The organism is Rheinheimera sp. (genome assembly GCF_036568245.1).
Classification (GTDB): Bacteria; Pseudomonadota; Gammaproteobacteria; order Enterobacterales; family Alteromonadaceae; genus Alishewanella.
This window is the reverse complement of record NZ_DATCSY010000330.1, coordinates 1-2,509: the sequence shown is the minus strand read 5'-3', so window position 1 is coordinate 2,509 and position 2,509 is coordinate 1. Positions and strand designations below refer to the sequence as shown.

The window sequence follows — 2,509 nt, the reverse complement described above, 5'->3', positions numbered from 1 at the left end:
AGTCATCCAGCAGCAGCACTTTGCCGTTGCCGGTATCAAACTCGCCATACTGCTGGAACCGCCGGCCAATACCTTCAAATTTGCTGAAAGCAGTGAGGATCGCCTGTTCACTGATACCTTCATCGCGCGCCAGAGCAAAAGCTGCCGTCGCGTTAAGTGCATTATGTTTTCCCGGCAGATTCAGTACCACTTCGCGCTGATTGCCACTGCTGTCGCCTGCCATATTGTCGGTAATAACAAACCGGCTTTGCGTGCCACTCTGGCTAAAGTCACTGACGATAAAATCAGCATCGCTGCTAAAACCGTAAGTCAGCACAGTGCGGCCAATTTTGGGGATCAGTGCACGTAATACAGGGTCATCAATGCACACCACTGCCACGCCATAAAACGGCAGGTTGTGGCAGAACTCCAGATAGGTCGATTTGAGCTTTTCAAAGTCGCCCTGATAGGTGTCCATATGATCCGCTTCTATATTGGTGATCACGGTGGCCAGTGGCTGCAAATGCAAAAATGAAGCGTCGCTTTCATCGGCCTCAGCAATTAAATAGCGCCCCGCACCCAGACGGGCGTTAGAGCCTGCTGAGTTAAGTAAGCCGCCGATGACAAAAGTTGGATCAGTGCCAGCTTCGGCAAAAATAGATGCCAGCAAACTGGTGGTTGTCGTTTTACCATGAGTCCCGGCGACCGCTATACCATGGCGAAACCGCATCAGCTCACCCAGCATCTCGGCCCGGCGTACCACCGGAATACGCATCTCGCGCGCTGCTGCAACTTCCGGGTTAGCACTGTTTATCGCGCTGGACACCACCACTACGCTGGCCGCTTCTACATGCGCGGCGCTGTGGCCGATATAGATATGGGCTCCCAGACCGGCTAAGCGCTCAGTAACTGCATTAGGAGCAATGTCCGAGCCGGTGACGTTGTAGCCTTCATTGACCAGCACCTCAGCGATACCGCCCATACCAGCACCGCCGATACCGACAAAGTGAATACGTTCTACGCGGCGCATGGCCAGTTTTTTCTGTTGCGGTGTACTAATCATAAATGCTGTCCTACTACCTGTTGACCGGCAAAATGCTGACACTGCGCTACTACCTGTGCTGTGGCATTATCCAGTGCACAGGCACGCGCTTTGGCGGCCATCTGTTGTAACGGTGTTTTGTCTGTCAACCACTGGCTAAGCAGCGGTAACAAGCGTTGTTCTGTTAAATCCTGCTGCGCAACTAACAGCGCAGCACCCTGCTCAGTCAGCCAGCGCGCATTGGCACTCTGGTGGTCATCAATAGCGGTTGGCAGCGGCACAAATACTGCTGCCACCCCGGCAGCTGCCAACTCACTTACCGTCAGAGCACCAGCGCGGCAAATCACTACATCGGCCCAGGCATAGGCCTGTGCCATGTCGTCAATAAACGCACTCACGTTTGCTGTTAGCTGCGTGGCGTTTTGCTGCTGATAAGTCTGCTCTGTTTGCTGTTGCAATGCTTTACCGGTTTGGTGGCGAACCGCAATAGCACCTGCAGCCGCTGCTTTGGCAAAAATAGCCGGTAAAGTGTCGTTTAAGACTCTGGCGCCCAGGCTGCCACCAACCACCAATACTTTTAACTCGCCACTGTAATCATGCGCAGCTGCCACATTAATCAGCTCAGAGCGCACAGGGTTACCCACCACCAGCTGTTTTGGCTCAGCTGAAAATGCAGCCGGAAAAGCCACCATCACTTTATTAGCAAGCTTTGCCAGCAAACGGTTGGTGCTGCCGGCAACGGCATTTTGTTCATGAATTAACAGCGGCAAGCGCTTTAACCAGGCAGCAACGCCACCGGGGCCACTGGCATAACCACCAAAGCCCAGCACGACATCAGGCTGCACGGTGTTTAACACCTGTCTGGCCTGCCAAACAGATTTCAGCAGCATCCAGGGCGCTTTTAGTAATGACAACACGCCTTTGCCCCTAAGCCCGGCAACATCAATAGTATGAAATGGCCAGCCAAACTGCGGCACCAGTGTTGCCTCCATCCTTGTTGCAGTGCCCAGCCAGTGAATTTGCCAGCCAGCTGCATTTAGGGCAGTTGCTACCGCCTGAGCCGGGAAAATATGCCCACCTGTACCACCGGCCATAATCATAATGCGCGGCTTAGTCATTACGGCCTCCACTGATAGCGTGTTTGCCGTTAAGCCTGACTTCAAAGTCAATACGCAGCAGCAGCGCTGCCGCCGCCAGCATGATAATTAAGCTACTGCCACCTGAGCTGACAAAAGGCAATGTCAGACCTTTGGTAGGCAAGGCGCCGGTTGCAACACCAATGTTGACGGCCGACTGAAAACCAATCCATATAGCCAGCGCATAGGCCAGAAAACCGTGGAAACTCATTTGTTTTGCCAGCGCCCGCTGCCCAATCCACAAGGCGCGGTAAACCAGCATAAAAATCAGCGCCAGCAAGATACTGACGCCGATGAAACCTGTCTCTTCAGCAATAACGGCCAAAATGAAGTCGGTATGGGCTTCATTTTG

The 2,509-nt window shown here is 53.4% G+C and carries 3 protein-coding genes; all 3 read right to left on the bottom strand.

Annotated elements, in window-relative coordinates:
- A partial coding sequence (gene murC / locus VIN66_RS14765; RefSeq protein ID WP_331924691.1) for a UDP-N-acetylmuramate--L-alanine ligase occupies positions 1 to 1,042 on the bottom strand: 1,042 nt, incomplete at its 3' end.
- Entirely contained in the window at positions 1,039 to 2,139 is a 1,101-nt protein-coding gene (murG, locus tag VIN66_RS14760) for an undecaprenyldiphospho-muramoylpentapeptide beta-N-acetylglucosaminyltransferase (protein ID WP_331924690.1), read from the bottom strand. The genes murG and murC, both read right to left, overlap by 4 nt.
- A partial coding sequence (locus VIN66_RS14755) for an FtsW/RodA/SpoVE family cell cycle protein (protein ID WP_331924689.1) occupies positions 2,132 to 2,509 on the bottom strand: 378 nt, incomplete at its 5' end. The genes VIN66_RS14755 and murG, both read right to left, overlap by 8 nt.